12 protein-coding genes are annotated in these 20500 nt (G+C 61.2%); 9 read left to right on the forward strand and 3 right to left on the reverse strand.

The annotated features are described in order from the left end of the window. Positions 1–3 precede the first annotated feature (3 nt). The 8 genes from ACILSR_RS30380 to ACILSR_RS30415 are packed head-to-tail and all read left to right on the forward strand — an operon-like array spanning position 4 to position 16250. Complete coding sequence (locus ACILSR_RS30380) at positions 4–987, forward strand: AAA family ATPase (protein WP_395753578.1); 984 nt, start codon at positions 4–6, stop codon at positions 985–987. A gap of 12 nt (positions 988–999) precedes the next feature. Continuing rightward, complete coding sequence (locus ACILSR_RS30385) at positions 1000–1887, forward strand: DUF58 domain-containing protein (RefSeq protein WP_395753579.1); 888 nt, start codon at positions 1000–1002, stop codon at positions 1885–1887. Further along, positions 1884–3899, forward strand: a complete 2016-nt coding sequence (locus ACILSR_RS30390; protein WP_395753580.1) for a BatA domain-containing protein — start codon at positions 1884–1886, stop codon at positions 3897–3899. Before ACILSR_RS30385 ends, ACILSR_RS30390 begins: the two co-directional genes overlap by 4 nt. Continuing rightward, entirely contained in the window at positions 3896–6094 is a 2199-nt protein-coding gene (locus tag ACILSR_RS30395; protein ID WP_395753581.1) for a hypothetical protein, read from the forward strand. Before ACILSR_RS30390 ends, ACILSR_RS30395 begins: the two co-directional genes overlap by 4 nt. 19 nt (positions 6095–6113) lie before the next feature. Further along, the gene (locus ACILSR_RS30400) at positions 6114–8840 is read left to right on the forward strand and encodes a hypothetical protein (protein ID WP_395753582.1); all 2727 of its coding nucleotides are present in this window, start codon (positions 6114–6116) and stop codon (positions 8838–8840) included. Between the two features lie 41 nt (positions 8841–8881). Further along, a complete protein-coding gene (locus ACILSR_RS30405; protein WP_395753583.1) occupies positions 8882–9514 on the forward strand; it encodes a DUF4159 domain-containing protein in 633 nt (210 codons plus the stop codon). Beyond that, positions 9498–13688, forward strand: coding sequence for a cytochrome c biogenesis protein CcdA (locus ACILSR_RS30410; RefSeq protein WP_395753584.1), 4191 nt, complete (start codon positions 9498–9500; stop codon positions 13686–13688). The genes ACILSR_RS30405 and ACILSR_RS30410 overlap by 17 nt, the downstream gene beginning before the upstream one ends. A 24-nt stretch (positions 13689–13712) precedes the next feature. Then, the gene (locus ACILSR_RS30415; RefSeq protein ID WP_395753585.1) at positions 13713–16250 is read left to right on the forward strand and encodes a peptidase MA family metallohydrolase; all 2538 of its coding nucleotides are present in this window, start codon (positions 13713–13715) and stop codon (positions 16248–16250) included. Here ACILSR_RS30415 and ACILSR_RS30420 read toward each other — a convergent pair whose 3' ends face one another. From ACILSR_RS30420 to ACILSR_RS30430, 3 genes are all read right to left on the reverse strand, one after another. Beyond that, on the reverse strand, positions 16251–16880 hold the full coding sequence (locus tag ACILSR_RS30420) for a hypothetical protein (protein WP_395753586.1): 630 nt from the start codon (positions 16878–16880) through the stop codon (positions 16251–16253). A gap of 63 nt (positions 16881–16943) precedes the next feature. Beyond that, on the reverse strand, positions 16944–18245 hold the full coding sequence (locus ACILSR_RS30425; protein WP_395753587.1) for a nucleotide sugar dehydrogenase: 1302 nt from the start codon (positions 18243–18245) through the stop codon (positions 16944–16946). Between the two features lie 115 nt (positions 18246–18360). Next, the gene (locus tag ACILSR_RS30430; RefSeq protein ID WP_395753588.1) at positions 18361–19263 is read right to left on the reverse strand and encodes a hypothetical protein; all 903 of its coding nucleotides are present in this window, start codon (positions 19261–19263) and stop codon (positions 18361–18363) included. Positions 19264–19420: 157 nt separating this feature from the next. Between ACILSR_RS30430 and ACILSR_RS30435 the strand changes: the two genes are divergently transcribed. After that, positions 19421–20197, forward strand: a complete 777-nt coding sequence (locus tag ACILSR_RS30435; protein WP_395753589.1) for a YdcF family protein — start codon at positions 19421–19423, stop codon at positions 20195–20197. Positions 20198–20500: the final 303 nt, after the last annotated feature.

Consider the following 20500-nt stretch of genomic DNA (forward strand, 5'->3'; position numbering starts at 1 on the left):
CCTATGCCACCACCCGTTCCACAATCCTCCTGGGAGCATGTGCTCAAGCAAGTCACCCGCGTGCGCGAAGAGACCAGCCGCGTCATCGTCGGCCAGAATGCGGTCGTCGAGCAGATGCTCACGGCCCTGCTTTGCCGCGGCCACTGCCTTCTGGTCGGTGTGCCGGGGCTGGCGAAGACGCTGCTGGTATCAACGCTGGGGAAAATCCTGGGCCTCAAATTTCAGCGCATTCAGTTCACGCCTGACCTGATGCCCACGGACATTCTCGGCAGCGAAGTGCTGCAGGAGACGGCAGGTGGCGGCCGCAGCTTCAATTTCGTTCCCGGTCCCATCTTCGCCAATCTCATCCTCGCAGATGAAATCAACCGCACGCCGCCGAAGACTCAGGCCGCCTTGCTCGAAGCCATGCAGGAGAAGCAGGTCACTGTGGCTGGAAAAACTCGCTCTCTTGAAGAACCTTTCCTCGTCTTTGCTACGCAGAATCCCATCGAGCATGAAGGCACCTACCCGCTGCCGGAGGCTCAGCTCGACCGTTTCTTCTTCGAGATCCGGCTGGACTATCCCACCATGGCTGAGGAGGCGGAAGTGCTCGCTCGCACTACCGGCAAATCCTCGGCCGCGGTGGAGGCGGTGCTGGACTCCGCGAGCTTGATGGCGCTTCAGGAGGCCGTGGTGGAAGTGCCCGTTCCGGATCATGTCACGCAGGCCATCCTGCAACTCACCCATCGTTCACGTCCGGGCGGCGAACTCGCCGATGACTACATCAAAAACTACGTCGCCTGGGGCGCTGGCCCGCGTGCCTCGCAGTCGCTCGTGCGCGCTGCTCGTGCCCTCGCACTGCTGCGCGGGCAGGCGGCTGCTTCCATTGAAGAGGTGAAAGCCGTGGCCGCGCCCGTGCTGCGTCATCGCATTCTGCCAAACTACAACGCCACCGGAGACAACATCACAGTCGAGCAGATCATCACGCATCTGCTTGGCAAACTCTGATCTCAAACCACCGTGGCCAGCACCTTCAAGCACCTCAAGCCCGAGGACGTACGCAAGCTCAGGAACTACGAGCTTTCGGCGCGCCTCATGGTCGAGGGCTGGCTCAGCGGACGGCATCGTTCGCACCAGCGCGGCTCATCCATCGAGTTCCATGAGTATCGCGGCTACAGTCCGGGCGATGATCCGAGGCTGGTGGACTGGCGTGTTTTTGCGCGCACCGACCGCGTGTTTTTGAAAACATTCGAGCAGGAGACGAACATGGAGATGCACCTGTTCGTGGACAGCAGCGCCAGCATGGGTTTCCCGCTGGCGGACGGTGTCACCAAACTTGATCACGCCTCCTTCTTTGCCGCCTGCCTGGCATGGCTCGTCGTGCGGCAGACAGACAAGGTCAGCCTGCATCTGTTTGACGACCGCATCCGGGCGTCGTTCCCGCTGGGCAGCACGCGCACGCATCTGCATCAGTGCCTCAATGCGCTGGAAAACAACAAGCCCGGCAATAAGACCTCGCTCGCGGCCGCCTTGGAGCGCTCGCTGCCGGTGCTGAACCGACGTGGCACGCTCGTCATCCTCAGCGATTTTTACGAAGACCCCGCCGCTGTTTTCAAAGCGCTCAATCCCTACATCCACCGCGGGTTCCGCATTCATCTCTTTCAAGTGCTCACGCCGATGGAACTCGACATTGGCGAGATCGGCCTCGCGCGGTTTACCGATCTCGAAACCGGCGAGAAGCTCACCATTCACAGCCAGCAGGTGCGCGAGAGCTACCGCGAGGCTGTGCGCCAGCGCATTCAGACGCTGCGCACTCTTGCCGTCGGCCGCCGTGTGGACTGGATGCTCGCGCGCACGGATGAGAGCTACTTCGCGCTGCTGGACCGACTCACGCAAAATCACGGATGAACTTCTCCCTGCTCAATCCTGCGCTGCTCGCCTGCACGGCCTTGATTGTCGTGCCGGTGCTGGCGCATTTGTTTGCGAAGGCGAAGCCGCGTGAGTTTCCTTTTCCCTCGCTTCAATGGCTGCGTCAGGTGGAGCGCAAAACCACCAATCTGCGCAAGCCCAAAGACTGGCTGCTGCTGCTCCTGCGCACGCTCATTGTCGCGGCCATCGTCGTTGCCTTCCTGCAGCCGCTGCTCTTCACTGGAGCACAGCTTACGGCGGCGAATGCGCGCAAGACCATCGTGCTCGTGGTGGACCGCTCCGCTTCCATGGGCTTCGTCGAGCAGGGCCAGTCACGCTTTGTGCGCGCCACCGCCCAGGCGGAAGATGTGCTTAAAGGAGCAGGCTCTCAAACACTGGCCAATGTGGTCTGGATGGATGCCGCACCGGACGCGGAGTTTCCTGATCCCGCAGTGAATGTGAATGCGCTGCGCGAGTCCCTGCGCCGTGCCCAGGTCACGCTGGAACCCGGCGAAGTGAATGAGGCCATGCGCATCGCCATGGAGCAGCTGGGTCGTGGCGAAGGCGCCAAGGAACTCTATGTGCTCAGCGACTTCCAAAGCGCCGCATGGAAACAGGCCTCGCTGAGCATTCCGCCAAACGTGAAGCTTCTCACCATCCCCGTGGCGACCACCGATGCCGCCAATGCAGCCCTCACCAGCCTCGTCGTACAGCCGGAGCGTCCTGTCAGCGGCACCGAGGCGCGCATCCTCTGCCGTGTGCGCAACTTCAGCGCGGCTGAATCCAAGACCACGGTTCAGCTTGCCTTTGCCGAGGTGCGTCAGACGCGCGCCGTCACTCTGCCTCCATGGGGCGAGGGCGTGGCGGAGTTCCGTGTGCCGTGTGGGGCCGCTGGGTTGCAGAGCATCTCCGCCTCACTGCCGGAGGATGCCTTTCCGGCAGACGACCGCCGCTTTGCCACGGTGGAAATTCGTGAAAACTGGCGTGTCGCCATCGAAGGTCCGCCGCAGGATGCCTCTCTCCTGCTATGGCAGCGTGCGCTGGGCTCTCTAGGCTGGTTGGATATGAAGAGCACCGCGCCAGATCCTGAAGTGCGCCTGGCCATCCATGCGGCGCCGGATCGTGCAACAGAACTGCGTGCCGCCGCCGAACGCGGTGCTGTGGTGATCTGCCAGCCCGGCGAAGACTGGAACGGCAGCGCTTGGATGGCCCTCTGGAATGCCGGTGCCAAAGAGGCAGCGCTGCGCTCCGAGCAGTTGAATCGCGACAAGGACAAACCCTGGGCCATGCAGACCGTGCAGGATGACCAACCGCTGTGGCAGGTTTTTCGCAGCGGTGAGTATGGCGATCCCGCCGGCGGCAGCGTGTGGAAGCGCATCAATCTCAAAACCAGCCGTGAGCAGACTCAACTGCGCTACACCGACGGCGTCCCGGCACTGGCCGCCCAGCGCGTGGGCAAAGGCTGGATCATCCTCTGGAACATCGAACTCGATGAAACCGTGAGCGACCGTGTGCAGCAGCCTGCCTTCCTCGTGCTGCTGGGCGAGCTGCTGCTGCATCATGGCGAAGCCGGCGGGCATGGGGCATTGCGTCAGTTCATTCCACCGCAGAACATCTTCTGGCAGCCCCAGCAACCCGTGGCCGCGGATCAGGTGCGCCTGCAGGATGATGGCGGCGCAGATCACATTTATGCCAATGATGCCGCGCAGTCTCCCGCCGTGTTTCGCGCCCAGGAGGCGTTGCCGCCCGGCAACTACAAATGGCTCCTCGACGGCCAGCCCATCGAACGCGCCAGCGTGAATTTCCCCGCCGATGCCGAGAGCGATCTGCGCACGCTCGATCCCGCATCACTCGGCATTGGCAAGTCGCTCACGCTCAGCGCCGCCGCCGCGCTGGCTGCTCAGCGCGATGGCCTGCCGCTCTGGCCGTGGTGCGTGGGAGTCGCACTGGGCGCGCTCGTTCTTGAAAGCCTCGTGGCCCGCAGTGCCATCCGCACCCCATCCGCCGCATGACCTTCGCACCCGCCATTCCTGAACCCTGGCCCTGGATCGTCCTGGTGGTGCTGCCACTGGTCGGTTTGTGGCTGGCGTGGCGTGCAGGCCTCACGCTGCCTGCCGCCACACGCTGGGGCCTCGTGCTGCTGCGCGGCCTTGTCTTCACAGCACTCGCATTGCTGCTGCTCAATCCCGGGGAGTGGAAGCAGCCGGAGCACAAGGAGGAAAAGCTGCATGCTGTGCTGCTGGACCGCAGCGCCTCGATGGATGTGCGCGATGTGGGAGAGGCCACGCGCTGGACCGGCGGCCTCGCCATGACGCAGGTGATCGCAAAAGCCGGAGGGGAACAGGTCAAAGCCTTTGCCTTCAGCGATGCACTCGAAGGCGATGCCCTCAAGGCCGGTCTGAAAGCGGACGGTCAGGCAAGCGCCATCGTGCACAGCGGCAACGCACTTTTCAGCGGTGCTTCCGGGCTTGGCCGCAAGCTCGCCAGCATTACTATCATCAGCGATGGCCACCAGACACGTGAGGACGCCGCCGCGGAACTCATCCTGCGTGCCCGCGCCTCGCACGTGCCATTGCACGTCGTTCCGCTCGGAGGCGAGTGGGGCGGGCGCGATCTCATCCTGCATGCCACTCGTCGTCTGGTCATGGCACTGCCCGGCAAGCCCGTGGCCATCAGCGTGAGCTTGGAAAATCGCGGCCTCGGCCTCATCAAGCCACGTGTGCAAATCGTCGATGCCGCAGGCAAGGCGCAGGCGGAACGGGATGTCGAACTCGACAGCGGCGGCAGAAAGACCCTCAGCATCGAAGTGCCAAAACTCGCCGGTGGCGACTACCGCGTCGTCGTTGCCACGCAGCAGGGGGAGGACATCACCCGCAACAACGAAGACCGCGTGCGTGTGCAGGAACTCACCAGCCGCACCCGTGTCTTCATCGCCGAAGGCGCACCGTATTGGGACAGCAAATTCCTCGCGCAGCTGCTGCGTGAGCAGGGCTTCATGGATGTACGCGCCATCTACCGCCTGAATGACGAGCGCTACTTCCGTGTCGATGCCGGCACCTCCGAGCCGGTGGTCAGCGGCGAGTCCACCTTTCCTGAAACCGCGGACGATTTTGCCAAGATCGATCTCATCGTCTTGGGCAAAGGCGCGGAAGGATTTCTCGATGCGAAGCGCATCGAGGCGCTGAAAAGCTTCGTGCGAGATCGCGGCGGCGCGTTGCTTCTCGCACGTGGCAAATCGTATGCGGAACGTCTGGCAGATTTTGAGGTGCTGGAGCCGCTCGAATGGGGCGCTGCCATGGATGGCGAGTTCCGTTTTGAGCCCGGCAGTGTCGGCGAGGCCGCCGGTCTGTTTGGTCAGGCGCTGCCCGAAGCGCAGGATCCGTTGTGGCGTCAGCTGCCGCCGCTGAGCGACGTCGTAACGATTGCCAAACTGAAACCCTTCACTCAAGTCATGGCCATGGGCGTCAAGCCCGCCGTGGGCCGCGAAGAGCGTGTGCCTCTGCTTGCCGCCAAGCATTTCGGGCGTGGTGTTGTCGTGGCCCTGAATGCCGACGGCTTGTGGAAGTGGGACTTCGATCCGCAGGCTCGCAAGCTGGGAAACATGTATGAAGAATTCTGGACTCAGCTGCTTCAGTGGACTGCCAGCTACGCCGAATTTCTTCCCGGCCAGGAGCTGTCTCTACGGCTGAGTGAATCGAACGCCAAGCTCGGGCGCGGCGTGCGTGCCAGCATCGGCTGGCGCGGCGGCAAGGATGTGCCGCAGCCAAAAATCCGCGTGTATCATGATGGTGGTCAGCTTCCGGACATCAGCGCCAGCGAGGCGGAGAGCGATGCTGATGGCCGCCGCTCCTGGAGCGCATTGATCCAGCCGGAACTTCCCGGCACCTACCGTGTGCAGGCCTTCAATGGGGACAAGCCGGGGCCTGAGGCCGTGCTGAATGTGCTCGCTCCGCCGTCCGAGCAGGAGGCTCTCGCGGCCGATCCCGATTTCCTTCAGGAACTCGCCACCGCAACGGGTGGGAAAGTTTGGAACCCTGCCCAGGCCGCTGAACTCCTCACGCATCTGTTCGCACCGCCGCCCGATCAGGTGCAGGAGCGCGAGCAGGCCACCTGGCACCCATGGTGGCCGCAGTCCTGGCTGCTGGTGCCGCTCGTTCTTCTTCTGGCATTGGAGTGGTGGTCACGCCGTCGTCTGGGTCTGCTGTAAACCTGTTTTCATTCATCCTATGAACACCTTTGACTCTGCGCTTTCCCGCTTCGCCTCTCGCTGGCGGCGCGGCCTGCTGCTGGTGGCCGTGCTGATGACGGTGGCCATGGGCTGGCTGCTGCTGATCCTCCTGGGTGTCTTCGACTACGTGGCGCCGCTGAGCGATGCCGTGCGTCCGGTGGTGTTCCTGGCCTGGAGCAGTGTTGTCGTGCTGTTGGCGCTGAGCTGGTTGCTGCCGCTGTTCCGTTTGAACCGTCAGGCCGCCGCGCTGCGCGCCGACGAAACTCTGTCTGAACGCCGTCCCGTCACCACAGCACTCGAAGTCTCCCAGCAGCAAGGCGAGCCCACACCTCTGCGCACCTTCCTGATCGAAAAAGCTCTGTGGCAGGGGGGGAAGGAGCTCTCCGCACTGAAGTTTCCCGCCACGCTGCCTTGGCGCTCCATCCGAAAAGCCGTCGGGATCAGCTTCGCAGTATTGCTGTCTTTTGTGGGACTGTGCGTGATGAATTTTGATGCGGTGAAAATCATCGCTGCGCGCCTGCTTCATCCGCATGCCGACGTGCCGCCGTACTCACCGCTGAAGTTTGAGGTCACACCTGCACAGCCGAAAGTCGTGTATGGCTCGGATGCCGAGCTGGAAGTACGCATCACCGGCGGACCGGTGCCGGAGGGCGTGGTGCTGCTGACTCGTGAGGACGAATCCGCACCGCTGTCTGAATCGGGCGCGTTTGCCATGGGTGGCGGTCGCTTTGGCCAGCGTCTGCAAAGAGTCACGCAGCCGGTGCAGGTGGCCTTTGCCACAGGCGGGGCTCGCAGTCCGTGGCTCACGGTGGATGTCATGCGCCAGCCACGTGTGGAGAGCGTGATGCTCAAGATCATTCCGCCAGCTTATTCTCGCCGACCCGCGCGTGAGTTTGCATTGGGCACTTCGGAACTGGTGGCGCTGGCAGGCTCGGAGATCGAGGCACGCGTGACGAGCAACCGCCCGCTCAGCGGTGGCGAGGTCACGCTGACTCCGGCCCGCAGTCTCACCCGCGAAAAGCCGGAGACCGTCGTCGCCCGTGCCAGTGGTGGCAAAGAGGTGGTGCTGCGCTGGAAGGTGAAGTTGCCCTGCCTTGTGCGTTTGGATTTGAAGGACATCACCGGCGCGAGTTCCGCCGCGCCCGTGGAGCTGGAGCAGAAGATGCTGCCGGACAATCCGCCCATTGTTTCGATGGAGTCGCCCGCCGGTGTGACACTCGCCACGCCGGAAAGCGAAGTGCCGCTCAAAGTGGAAGTGGAGGATGACCTCGGACTGGCTCGCATCGATCTGGTGCGCAAGCTCTCCGGCTTTCGTGATCGCGGCCGCCGCCTGACGGAGGATGCGGAGGAGCAGGCCTTCGCGGTGGATGAAAAGCTCCAGATGAAAACCCTTGGCGTGGAGCCGGGACAGATGCTGGAACTTCACGCGGAGGCGCATGATCACAATCCCTCCCTCATGGGCATCGCGAGCTCCAGTGTGGGCCGCATTCAAATCATCAGCACCGAGGACTATGCCAACGTCATGCGCGCGCGGACCTCGCTGCAGGAGTTTCAGGCCCGCTTCAGTGCTTTGAACGAGGCGGTGGAGCAGGTGAGGGAAGCCCTCGCCAAAGACGACCGCGCCGCCGCGCAGAATGCCATGGAGCAGGCTCAGCAACTGGCCGAGGCGATGGCGAAAGACTTTCAGGCCTTCGATGCGGAAAAGCAGGTGGCCGACGAGGCGCAAAAAATCGCGCAGATGATGCAGGACCTGCAGAAGCAGCTCGCCAACGCCTCGAAAGAGGACATCGAAAAGATGAAGCAGACTCTGGGCGAGGCGGCCCAGCGCACGGAGCAGATCAAGAAGAAAGGACAGGAGTTCGCGGAGATCGGCCGTGTGCTGGAAATGGCCGCCGAGTTCAAGGCCATGCATGCGCAGCAGCAGCAGCTCACCAAGCAGCTGGAAGAACTGGCGCGCCAGATCATGCTCGGGGACATGCGCAATGCGGCCAGGCTCGACAAGCTGGCCCGTCAGCAGCAGGCCGTGCTGGACCGCTGGAAGGAGTGGCTGCCCGAACTGCGCGCTGCCGCTGAGGCCCTGCCTGCCGATCAGGCCGACCTGAAAAAAGAAGCGCTCGATTTTGCCAACGCCGCCGAAAACGCCGGCATTCAGCGCAGCATGGAAACCGCCATGCAGCAGGCCAAAAAAGACAACACGCCCAACACTTTCGTAAATTCCCAGCTTGCCCTGGTGGGCATGGACACCCTCATGAACAGCGACAACAAGCTGTGCAAAAGCTGCAAGAACGGCGGCATCCATTTCATGACCAAAGAAGGCATGTCTGACACGCTGGCCCAGATGCTCGCGGGCATGTGTAAACGCCGTGGCCCGAAAGGAGACAAGCCGGGGCAGGGGCAGAGCGGCGGAGACGGAGATGCCGGAGACGGCTTCAGCACCGAGGGAGATCCCATGCTGAACGCACCGGTTTACGGACCTGATCGCATGGCCTTCGGCGGGGACAGCTCCATGCGTGGGAAGCACGATTCACGCGGCAGGAGCGGGCAAGGCAAGCCTGTCGTCACCCCTCAGCACGCCGACACCATCTCCTCCACAACCGTTCGCACCGAGGCCAAGCGCCAGATCTCCCTGCGCGATGTGCCGGAGCGCTATCGCGAAGCGGTGAGAAAATTTTACGGTGAGGAAGCAGTGATGGAGACTTCAAGTTCAAAGGAGGCGAAACCATGAATGCAATGACCAACAACAGGGCAGGAACAATGAGATGGCGGATGATCGCGATTCTCTTCCTTTTCACCCAAAGCGCCCTCATGGCGAAGGAAGGCGCCATCCAGTGCGGCATGCTGATTTACGCAGGCACAAAAACCTCCCGCTGTTTCAGTGATGAGTTTCTCAGCACGGTGCAGCAGAAGACCAGCATCGCCACGGAGCGGCGCTTCAAGTTTGTGAAGATGGGCACCGATGATCTTTTCGCCTTCCCGTTTGTGGTCATGACGGGGGAAGGGGACTTCACCCTGAGCCAGCGGGAGCGCGAGAATCTGAAGAAGTATCTCACCAACGGCGGCTTTCTGCTGGCCAGCGCGGGCTGTTCCAACAAGGACTGGGACAACGCCTTCCGGCGCGAGATGAAAAAGGTGATGGCGGAGACCCCGATGAAAGGCATCGCCAGCACGCATGCGCTGTTCCGCACGGTGTTTCAGCTGGACAAGATGAAGCTCTCCAAATCTTCCGGTGAAGCCAAGCTCGAAGGGGTGGAGCACAATGGCCGTCTGGTGGTCGTCTATTCCGGTCAGGGGCTGAACAACACCGCCAACACCAGCGGCTGCTGCTGCTGCGGTGGCAACGAGATCGGCAACTCGCTCGAGGTGAATGTGAACATCGTCGCTTATGCGCTGCTGCATTAAAATCGCCGCGTGGCTGCTGCTGACGGGCCTGTTTGCGCAGGCTCAGAACGGCCCTGTGCTGGATGCCGGGCCGCCTCGGGTGCAAATTGATCCTAGTGAGCTGAATCCCAAACTGCGCGCCGCCGCCGCCACGCTGGATGCCATGCGGGAGGACGGTCTGAAACCCACACCGGAGCAGTGGGCGGTTGTCTGCGAGGCATGCGGACTGCATGTAAGCCTGCGCAGCTATGCGGCCATGGTGAAACCCTTCCCATCGGAAATCACGGTGGGGCTTCTCAAGCATCCCATGTTCGCGGTGCGCATGGGCGCGCTGGAAATTTTGGAGGAGCGCACCAATCAGGATTCGCTGTTTGATCCTTGGGCGCCGGAGGACTCCAAAAGCATGGAGGCCCTGAAACAGTGGCAGGCCTGGGCCACCGGCAAGACGCCCGCGGATGAAAAGACCGCGCCCGTTTTTGATGAAGCCCGGATGCGTGTTTATTTGGTGGATGTTGTGGGCAATGATGTCGGCAAGCAAGAGCGCGCCTTTGAGGCCATGGCCAAGTCCGGCATGCAGTCAGTGAAGTTTCTGGAGCAGTACCTGCATGACACCCCTCAGCTCAGCGATGGCGTGCGCGCCAAGGTGAAGCAGGCCCAGTATCGGCTCGTGATGGCTGAAAGCCTGCCCAAGGATGCGCAGCGGCTCTCGCGCGATCTCGTTTTCGGCACGCGAGATCAAAAGCTCTCAGCAATGCAGCCTTTGACGCGTTGCCGTGAAAAGGCCGTGCCGGTGCTGGCGGAGTTTCTGCCGCATGAAGATGCGCTCATCCGCGAAGCCGCCATGGATGCGCTCATCCTCGCGGGCGATGAGGCCGTTTACGATCTCGTGCAGGAGCGGCTCAAAGTGGAGACAGATCAAAACGTAATCCATGCCGTGCTGCGGCGTGTGAGCACCAAGTCAGATCGCGGCGCGGCATTGATCGCGAGCTTCATGACTTCCAAGAACGAGGATCTGCTGGTGGCCTCTCTCAACGCGCTCTCTGACGGCAGGTCCAAGGCGGGCAGGGAAGGTGTGAACGCCTGCCTCGCCGATCCCCGCTGGCGTGTTCGTGTGGCGGCCCTGGAGTACGTCGGCAAACTAAAAATCAGCAGCGCTGGAGAAGCCGTGATCGCCGGCTTCAGCGACAAAGATGAATTTGTCCGCTATGCTTCCATGAAGGCGGCTGCGGACATGAATCTCGGCAACGCCGTACCGCTCATCACTAAGATGGCGCTGTCAGACGACACCCTGCTGGGGCCGGCGACGGATGCCATCGTGCGCATGGGCCGCCTGCTCCCAGATGAACTGGTGGCCGTCCTGCCCAAAAAGTCAGGCGAGTCATTGCTGGGTGTGCTGCGCGCCTTTGGCACGCAGGCGGGGCATGATGGCGAACACATCGACCTGTCCCGGGCACACAAGTCAACGACCGGTGGTTTTGGCGGGGATAAAGGGCATGACACCGCGTTCCAGGCGCTCACCATCATCCGCACACTTTCCACCCACAAGGATCCTGACGTGCGCGCGCTCGCGGTTCATCTGCTCGCAGGCTTCATGTTTGAAGACGAGGACAAAAAGCGCGTCTTCGAAGCCCTGAAGCAGGCCGATGCGGACGGAAAGATCGCCATCATCGAGAGCATCAGGCCGGGCAATTTTGATTTCACCGACGCCCAATCGGATGCTGCGGGGGAGAATGCCGATGGATCTGCGACTGCTTCCGGGGAGAACGACATCTTCAATCAGGTCCTGCGCGAGCCGCCTCCGCGCAATGCCGCCCAGGAGGCGGTCTATGCCGCGTTTGGAGTCCCTGTCGCAGCGCCTCCTGGCAGCCCCAAGGCTGCGGTGACAAACATCACCTCGCCCCAGGATCGAGAGTGGCGGCCGATGGAAAAGGAGTTTCGCGATCTGTTTGAGGAAGAGATGCGGCACAAGGACAACCCTGAGCTGATGTTCAACGCCGCCCTTCAGCTCGCCTGCGGTGGCCAGAGGCGGGCGATCGAAGAACTGCTGCGCCTGCTGCCAAAGCTGGAGCCGCACCAGCGTGCGCGCCTTGCTTCGTCCCTGAGTGCGTTTCGCCTTAGTTCAAACAAGTCTGGTGGCGCCCTGCTGAGAACGATGCTGCAGGATGAGTCTCCCGAAGTCCGTGTGGATGTGGTCGAGGCGGTGATGCGAACAGATTCTTCCGAGCGCCTGAAAATGCTGCTGGAGGAAGTCGCCCGACCTGACGGAAATCTCAAGGCCGTGGATGCTTACAATTACACGATGGCGAATGCGACAGAAAAGCCCGTGATGAGGTCCGCCATGCAGGCGTGGAGCACTGAGGTGCTGTCCAAGCCGCAGGGCAAAGAGGATGCCAAAACTCTGGCGCTGGTGCTGCTGGGAACGATTTCAAAGCTGGAAAACAAACCCCTCGTGGATGCTGCTCTGACGACGCCCAATGTGTGGCAGCGCCGTGCGGCATGGCGCGCGCTGCTGCAGCTGGACCGCGAAGAGTTTGCCGCCAAGGCAGCACAGCTTGCAGGCGACAGTTCTCCTCTGGTCCGCGAAGTGCTTGCGGCAGCCTATCAAAAAGGCGACAATCGAGAAGACAACTGGCGTGTGTGGTTTGGCGAGCGCGACTTTGAGGAAGAGACCATGCCGTGGAGGCAGCGCTCTAAAACTTATTCCATTCCCGAGCATGTCACGCCTCATCTAGTCAAGCTCTCGCGCGATCCAGAGCCGGAGGTGAAGCTGCCCGCCATGCTGACGCTCCTCAGTCATGGGCAGAGCGTCGAGCCACTGGCACTGCGTGAGGCGGTGGCCGGCCTTTCCGACAAGGACGAGCGCAGGCGGCATCTGGAGCCGTTTCTACAATCGTCCTACCGTCAGCTCTCGCCGCAGTACGGCTTCCTTCTCGATCAGGTGGAAAAACAGTGGTTCGGCGAGGACGACTGGAAGGCGATGAACGCCCTCATGAACCCGGGCGCACAGAAGAAGACCGGCAAGGCGCTGACCAGCTTTGCTTCGCTGGTGCAGGCCGGGGTCCCTGCAGCCGCGTCGGTCAAAGCGGCTGCGCCTGCTGTTGCATCTGCCGCAGCACCCGTGAGCCAGACCGGCCCGGTGAAGGTGCTGTTTTTCTACAAGCCGGGGTGCAAGGACTGCGAACGCATCCGTGACATGCTGCGCACCATTCATGAAGCCCAGCCGCTGGCACTGGAGGAGCACAATGTGGAACTCAGCGATGGCGCGGAGCGCAATGAAGCGCTGTGCGTGCGGTTCAAGGTGACACCGGAACTCCACCAGGTGACGCCCGCCGTATTTACGCAGGCAGGCGCGCTGGTGAAAACGGCGGTCACCTACAATGCCCTGCAGCGGCTCATTGAAAAGACCACGGAGCAGCCACCGGATGACTCATGGTATCGAGTGGAAGACAGCGAGCGGAGCAAGGCTGGGGAGGAGATCGCCCAACGCTACGATCGCTTCAGCATCGGCTGGGTGGCCCTGGCAGGACTGCTGGATGGCATCAATCCCTGCGCCTTTGCCACCATCATCTTCTTTCTGAGCTACCTGCGCATCGCAAGGCGGAGCCCGCGCGAGATCCTCATGGTTGGCGCCGCGTTTATTCTGGCGGTCTTCCTCGCCTATTTTGCAGTCGGGCTGGGTTTGAGCCAGCTCGTGTCCAAGCTTACAGCCTTCGGCTGGGTGCGGATCTGGCTGAACCGCCTCCTCGCCCTCGTGGCGCTCGTGCTGGCATGGCTGAGTTTCCGCGATGGCATTCGTGCCTGGCGCGGCCGGCTGGGAGAGGCGACGCTGCAGCTGCCTGAGTTTCTAAAAACACGCATCCGTGGTGTGATCCGCACTCAGACCAAGAGCTCCCGGTTTGTCATCGCCGCCTTCGTCAGCGGCATCGTCATCAGCCTGCTGGAGCTGGCCTGCACCGGGCAGGTGTATCTGCCCACGATCATTTACATGATGAAGCAGGGCAGTCTGGGTGCGGTGGCCTACCTCGTGCTGTACAACGTGGCCTTCGTCCTGCCCCTGATCGCCATCTTCATCCTCGCCTGGCTCGGCATGACCAGCGACGCGCTGATCGAGTTCCAGAAGCGCCACACCGTGACGGTGCGATTTTTGACCGCCTTGCTATTTCTGGCCTTGTGGATCGTTTTGCTGGTGGCGTGAGATTTGCGCCTCCACCCTGTCATCATGATCCGAACGATTGCCTCCGCCGTCCTGTTGATTGCCGCGTCGCTGCACGCCCAGCAGATCGATCTCGAAAAAATCTTCGAGGAGCGCAACCTCGGGCCGGTGGGCGAGCTGCTTGCCAAGGGCGATTATGAACTGGTGGCCCGGATCGGCGAGGCGGCTGTTGAGAAGGGGCTGAAAGCGCCCGACTGGCGGATCCTCCGCTTCAAAGCCCTGCGCGAGATGGGACAGGTCGAGACCGCACTGGACGAGACGCGGAAGGCGCTGGTGGTGTATCCGGGACATTTTGAAATCCTCATGCTGCGCCATGATCTCGCCAAACTGCTGGGAAAAGAGGATGTGGCTGCCGAATCTCTGAAGGGCATCAATGAAGCGGCAAAGGCCAAGCCCTCCAAAGACCGCACCGCCATCGAGACCGTTTCCCTCGGTCGCGCCGCCGTGGCGCTGGGGGCGGACGCGCAAAAGGTGATCGCGCAATATTTCAAAGTCGCACAAGGCAAAGACGCCAAATTGGAGGCCGCCTATCTCGCGGAAGGAAATCTGGCACTGCAGAAGGATGACGCGCAGAGGGCAGCGGATGTGTTTCGTGCCGGACTGAAAGCGCACGGAGAGACGGCTGATCTGCGCATGGGGCTCGCCCGCGCCTTCCAATCGAGTGACCGTGAGAAAGCGGCGGACAGTTTGAAAAAAGCGCTGGAGCTCAATCCCCATCACTCTCCCGCGCACCTGCTGCGTGCGGAGCTTCTTATCGGCGGTGAAAAATTCGTGGAAGCAGAAGCCGCCATCCAGCAGGTAATCGAGCTTGATGCCGAGCAACCGGTGGCATGGGCCTTACGCGCCGTGGTGGCGTATCTGTTCCAGGCCGATGCGGAAAAAATGGAGGAGGCGCGGCAGCAGGCCCTGAAACGCTGGGATCGAAATCCCGAAGTCGATCTCACCATTGGCCGCTGCCTTTCCCGTGCCTACCGCTTTGCTGAAAGTGCCGCCCACCAGCGCAAGGCCCTGGAGTTTGATCCGAAATACCTGCCCGCCAAAATGCAGCTCTGCCATGACCTGCTCCGCCTCGGCGAGGAAGAGGAGGCCTGGAAGCTCGCGGAAGTCATCCGCAAGGAGGACGGCTACAACATCCAGGCGCACAACCTCGCGCTGCTGGAGAAGGAGATGAACGGCTACGTCACTAAGACCTTCGATGACTTCATTCTGAAGATGCCGAAGCGCGACTGGCCCATCTATGGCGAGCGTGCGCTGGCGCTGCTGCGCGATGGCAAAACGGTTTTGAGCGCAAAGTATGGCGCTGATTTGAAACGTCCCGTGCTGGTGGAATTCTTCGGCGCGCAGCAGGACTTTGCCATTCGCACCTTCGGCGCGCTGGGCGGTCAGGGCATGCTGGGCGTATGCTTCGGCACGGTGGTGACGATGAACAGCCCCGGCAGCCTCGCCCATGGCCGTAACAACTGGGAGAGCACGCTGTGGCATGAGTTTTGTCACGTCATCACGCTCACAGTGACGAAGAACCGCATGCCACGCTGGCTGAGCGAGGGCATCAGCGTTTACGAAGAGCGGCAGCGCGATCCTGCCTGGGGCATGGCGATGGATGAAAAGCATCGTGAGATGGTGCTCGATGAAGAAACACTCACACCCATGTCGCGTCTCAGCGGCGCCTTCATGTCTCCGAAAACCCAGGAGCATCTCATGTTCGCCTACTATGAGTCGAGCCAGGCGGTGGAGTTTCTGCTCACGACTTTCGGCAAGGAAAAATTCCAGGGCATCCTCGCGGATCTCGCTGCAGGGAAGCGCATCAATGATGCCATCTCTGCGAACGTCGGCGGCATCGAGGAGGTGGAGAAAGAGTTTGGCAAATACATCACCGCAAAAGCAAAAGCCTTCGGTGCAAAAGCGGAGTGGGACGAGCCAAAGCCGGAGGAATTGAATCCGTTTGATTCAGGTTCATTCACCGAGTTCTTGAATAAGCACCCTTCCAATCTCTGGGCGCTGCGCAAGGAGGCGGATACGCTGAGCCTGGCCAAGAAGTGGAACGAAGTGCTCCCCATCGCCGAGGCGTTGATCAAATTCCTTCCCGACAGCTTTGACGCCGACAGCGGCTACGCTTTGAAAGTGCAGGCGCTGCGCCAGTTGAAACGCACCGATGAAGAAATCGCCGTCCTGCGACAGATCGCCGCGAAGTCATCCAGTGCGCAAAGCACCTTCCTGCGGCTGATCGAACTCGACCTGCCGGCCAAGCGCTGGCCTGAAGTGAAGGCGAACGCCCTGCGCTCCATGGCTCTGAACCCCTTTCTGATCACGCCGCAAAGGGCTCTGGCAGACGCCTGTGCCGCCATGAACGAAGCGCCTGCAGCCATCGCCGCCTACGAACGCGTTCTGATTCTCGATCCCAGCGGCGGCGCTCAAACTCACTTCAAACTGGCCGGTATGCTCCGGGCTTCTGATGCCACGAAAGCAAAAAGACACCTGCTCGATTCCCTGGCCCGCGCACCCCGAAATCGCGAAGGGCTGGCCATGCTGCGCGAGTGGAAGTGACTACTTCACTTCCTCCACACTCAGCACATTGAGCTGGATGAACTGACCGTTGTAGGGCTGTGGTGCGGGCGCAATTTCAGGCACGACAAGCTTGGAAAAATTGGTGATCATGTGCCCGTTCTGGCCGTCGCCGTGAAAGGTGAGCGTGGCGCCTCCTTCGATTTCGATGGTGGCTGTGTAGTCGATGGTGAAGATGCGGTGGCCCACCTTGTCGTCGCGGTTGAAAAAGAAGTGGGAGGCAGGTGCGGAGACGCTGAGCTTGTAGATGTTGTAGGTGGCGTTGTTTGGAGCGCCGCCAATGTAGAAGCGCTCGCCCACCTGCTGGCCGTCCTTGTACATCATGGGTTCCACCACGCCGCGCACACGCAGCGTCACCTTGTAGCGCTTTCCGGCCTCTCCGCCGAATTTCTTCACGTCGGTAAACTTGTCATTCGTCGCAGGATCATTCGTCATGCGTGCCGAAATCCCGTCCGCGCCGGGCTTCGGATTCTCCGGCATAGGATCCCTGCAGGGAAACTCAAAACGGTAGCCGTCGAGTTCGGTGGCGATCTTCTTCAAATCATCAGCAGCATGAGATGAGGCACTGAACAAAGCACAGACGGACAAAGCGAGGATAAGGCGGCGTTTCATGGTTGAGGAATGCTACCAACGCAGGAGAAAGCCGCAACATTCAACCGTGCACCGAGAACCGTTCTACCAGCAGATGCCGTCGTACTGGCAGGGCAGGCTCCTCAGTTCGTCCCAACCGTTCATGTCAATGATGTGGTGGTCCGGGCGGACATCCGGCAGCAGCGCTTCCAGCGTGGCGCATTTTTGGGAGATCACGATGACGTCGCTGTTTTGCAGTACTTCATTTGCCGTGGACTTCATCAGCTGCGCCAGGTGTGGCATGCGCTGCTGGATCTGCTGCTCGTTTGAGCCGATGAGGCGGGAGAGATTGATCTGAGGATCAAAGATGCTGAGCGAATGGCCGCGGCCATACAGCGTCTCTGCGGCCGCCACCAGCGGGCTGCCACGCAGGTCGTCGGTGTCCGCTTTGAAAGCCAGCCCGAGAAAGCCGATGCGCCGCTTTTGCTTGCTCTCGATGAGTTGTACAAACAGCTGCTGATGCGCCGCGTTGGTGGCCAGCGTGTTTTCCAGCAGAGGCAGGGACATGCCCTCGTGGCGCACAAAGGCATGCAGCGCGGAGACATCTTTCGGCAGGCAGGAGCCGCCAAAGGGCGCTCCCGGTCGCATGTAATAGCTGGAAATGTTGAGCTTCTTGTCCTCGCACACCACCTGCATCACCCGTTTGCCGTCCTCGCCCAGCTGTTTGCAAAGGCGGCCGATCTCATTGGCAAAGCCCACCTTCAGCGCGTGGAAGTAGTTGCAGGAGTACTTGATCATCTCCGCTCCCTCCCAGCGCAGCAGTTCAGGCTTGCCGCCCAAAAGTCCGGCGATCTCCTCCGGCACCGCCGAACTACCGTCCTCGGTCCCCACGACCGCAAGGGATGGCTCGTCAAAGTCGCGCACTGCCGTGCCTTCACGCAAAAATTCCGGGCAGTAGTAGATCTGCAGAGTTCCAGCCTGCACCAGTCCAGCAAACACCTCGCCCACGATCCGCCGCGTGCTTCCCGGCAGCATGGTGCTGCGAAAGATGAGCACATGCGCTTTCTTCGACGCCGTCAGCGCCGCGGCGATCTGCCTGGCCACCGACAGCACGTAGTTCAGATCCAGGCTGCCCGAGGGCAGGGAAGGGGTGCCCACGCAGATGATGCTGGCCTCCGAATTCGCCACCGCTTCGTCCGCATTTACCGTGGCGGTGATGTGTCCGCTCGCGCTGCCGGATTTCAGCAAGGCGTCCAGCCCCGGCTCCACGATCGGGGAGATTCCCTGGTTGAAGGCCGCGACCTTGGCCGGATGCAAATCCACACCGATGATGGAATGCCCCTTCTTGGCCAGACAGGCTGCGGTGACTGCACCTACGTAACCAAGGCCAAAGACAGAAATGTTCATGCGAAAGGGACTGCGAAAAGAAAGGGGTTATGGGGAATCCTGCTTATTGAGCGAACCTCGCGGCTTGTAAACCAGCAGCCGAAAATATTTTTATGCCGGAATTGCGCCCGGTCGCCTACTTCGCCTCCATTTCCTTCGTCTCGATCAAGCGCAGACGGTGGATCTCCAGTTCTGCTGCCTCGGGATGAGCTGCGAGAAAGACCACCAGCTGATGCACCCGTGGTCTTGGGGCATCCTTGGGCCAGGAGATCTGGATCACTCCGTCCCCCGGTTGCATCCACCCTCCGGTGCGGATGCGTTTGCCGCCATCTTCTCCCACATCCAGCCGCACTCCCACCTCCACTGCCGCCTTCGCCTTCAGCGTTCCGGAAATCTCCAGCCCTGCAAAACCGCTCCAGTCGCGGTCCAGAGTGTCCAAATGCATGCTGCCAGGGTGGGCGCCATCCCGGGAAAGCTTCAGACTCGACTGAGCATCCACGTTTTCTCCGGGAGAAGGCTCGATCGTCCAAAGCAGCTGCATTCGTGCGTGGGTGCTCTCAGCGAGCACGGGAAAGATGCGCCGCGCGTCTGCCCGCACCAGCGTTACCTGGGTGAACCAGAGAAATGGCGGAGCCAGCGCACACACCACCGCGAGAATCCAGGCAGGAACTCGTGCCGACAGGGAAGGGAGCAGCCCCGCACACTGCCAGAGGCAGCCGCCCAGCACGCCGGTCATGCCCCAAAGGAAATCATCCAGGCTGGCCGTGCGGCCAAACCAAGGCTGCACCCATTCGATCAGCGCAGCCAGCGCCACCGCGACTGTCACTGCCAGCACCAGGCTCGGCAACGGCTTCTGAAACTGACCCAGCAGTCGCGCTGCGGTTACCAGGCACACAGCCATCAGTGGCGCGTGCAGGCGGTTGGTCAGTTCTCCACGCCATCCCTGTGCCCAGCCCTGCGGCAACGGCAGAAGAAACAGCAGGAACACCAGACCTAGGATGGACAGGGGGACGAGAGTGTTGGGAAAAGGACGCTTCAAATCAGGGGGCCTCAGGGCTGGTTTCCATTAAATAGCGCATTCCTAACGGATTGGCGAGCCAGGCAGAGAGACCGCCTTGTGGAGCCCTTTTTCCTAACGCGGGCAGTTTTTTTCCGCGATACTTGCAGAGGCGGCTAAAATCGTTGTAGCGTCTGGTATGACATTGATTTTGAAGACCCTGCTCCACCTAATCCAGCCCCTGTCCATCATCTGGCTGGTCATAGGCTTGTGGTTGGTGCGCAGGATCTTTCGGCGCCGTTCTCCTGATCTCTGGTTTCCGGGAGCAGCCTGGCTACTTCTCACGCTCCTCACCTGCACCCCCTTTGCCTCATGGCTCATATCCGGTCTGGAAGATCAGGTTCCCCGGGTGAAGCTGGCGGACCTGCCCCAGACCGAGGCCATCGTATGCCTGGGAGGAGGCTTCGAACCCTCCTTGGTGGAACCCTCTGGTTTCAAGCTGCAGTCTGGAGCCGACAGGCTGACCACCGCCCTCACTCTGACAGCCGAGAGCAAGGCACCGCTTCTCATCTTGGGCGGCGGCGGCTACCCCCACGAAGGCCGTGTTTACTCCGAGGCGGACGCCGTGAGCGACTACCTCCGCGCCCACGTCACGCTCAAGGCCGAACTGCTCAGCATGGGAGTTTGCAAAGACACCCACGACGAAGCCGTCAAAGTGGCAGCCCTGGCAAAGGAGCGCGGGCTTACCCGGCTGCTCCTCGTCACGAGCGCGAATCATATGCCCCGCACCCTGGCCACCTTTCGCAAGGCCGGGATCAATGTCATCCCCGTCCCCTGCAACTACCTCAACAGCCTGAACCATCTTGGAGAGCTGCACTACCTCCACCTTCCCAGCCCACGTGGCCTGGAGGTTTTCGGTGCCTGGCTGCATGAAACCGTCGGTTCTTGGGTTTACCGCTGGCGAGGGTGGGTTTGACAGGAGGCATCCATGGTTTTGGAATTTTTTTACCTCGGATTACCCGACCTTCTGAGGTCTGAATAATGGAAAATTGCAGGACTACAAAATAATTTGTATTTAAGAAATGCCACTTGCTCTGGCATGGGAGTTGCGCCAGATAAAGCTGTCTTTATTTGGTTAATTCATCTGCGTGCAGGGAAATTTGTCCCTCATTTGAACTAGCCTCTTTTCACAACCTGCTGCCGGGAAATTCCTGGCTTTGCAAGGGGCGCTTGCTGGTTCCGCCTGATCTCTCCGGACACTCTGCTGCCCCACATAATG

The organism is Prosthecobacter sp. (assembly GCF_044222565.1).
Classification (GTDB): domain Bacteria; phylum Verrucomicrobiota; class Verrucomicrobiia; order Verrucomicrobiales; family Verrucomicrobiaceae; genus Prosthecobacter.

What these genes read in the sequence shown, in the direction of transcription:
- ACILSR_RS30380 (WP_395753578.1), top strand. Translation starts at nt 4, where the DNA reads ATGCCACCACCCGTTCCACAATCCTCCTGGGAGCATGTGCTCAAGCAA.
- ACILSR_RS30390 (WP_395753580.1), top strand. Translation starts at nt 1,884, where the DNA reads ATGAACTTCTCCCTGCTCAATCCTGCGCTGCTCGCCTGCACGGCCTTG.
- ACILSR_RS30395 (WP_395753581.1), top strand. Translation starts at nt 3,896, where the DNA reads ATGACCTTCGCACCCGCCATTCCTGAACCCTGGCCCTGGATCGTCCTG.
- ACILSR_RS30400 (WP_395753582.1), top strand. Translation starts at nt 6,114, where the DNA reads ATGAACACCTTTGACTCTGCGCTTTCCCGCTTCGCCTCTCGCTGGCGG.
- ACILSR_RS30405 (WP_395753583.1), top strand. Translation starts at nt 8,882, where the DNA reads ATGATCGCGATTCTCTTCCTTTTCACCCAAAGCGCCCTCATGGCGAAG.
- ACILSR_RS30410 (WP_395753584.1), top strand. Translation starts at nt 9,498, where the DNA reads ATGCGCTGCTGCATTAAAATCGCCGCGTGGCTGCTGCTGACGGGCCTG.
- ACILSR_RS30415 (WP_395753585.1), top strand. Translation starts at nt 13,713, where the DNA reads ATGATCCGAACGATTGCCTCCGCCGTCCTGTTGATTGCCGCGTCGCTG.
- ACILSR_RS30420 (WP_395753586.1), bottom strand. Translation starts at nt 16,880, where the DNA reads ATGAAACGCCGCCTTATCCTCGCTTTGTCCGTCTGTGCTTTGTTCAGT.
- ACILSR_RS30425 (WP_395753587.1), bottom strand. Translation starts at nt 18,245, where the DNA reads ATGAACATTTCTGTCTTTGGCCTTGGTTACGTAGGTGCAGTCACCGCA.
- ACILSR_RS30435 (WP_395753589.1), top strand. Translation starts at nt 19,421, where the DNA reads ATGACATTGATTTTGAAGACCCTGCTCCACCTAATCCAGCCCCTGTCC.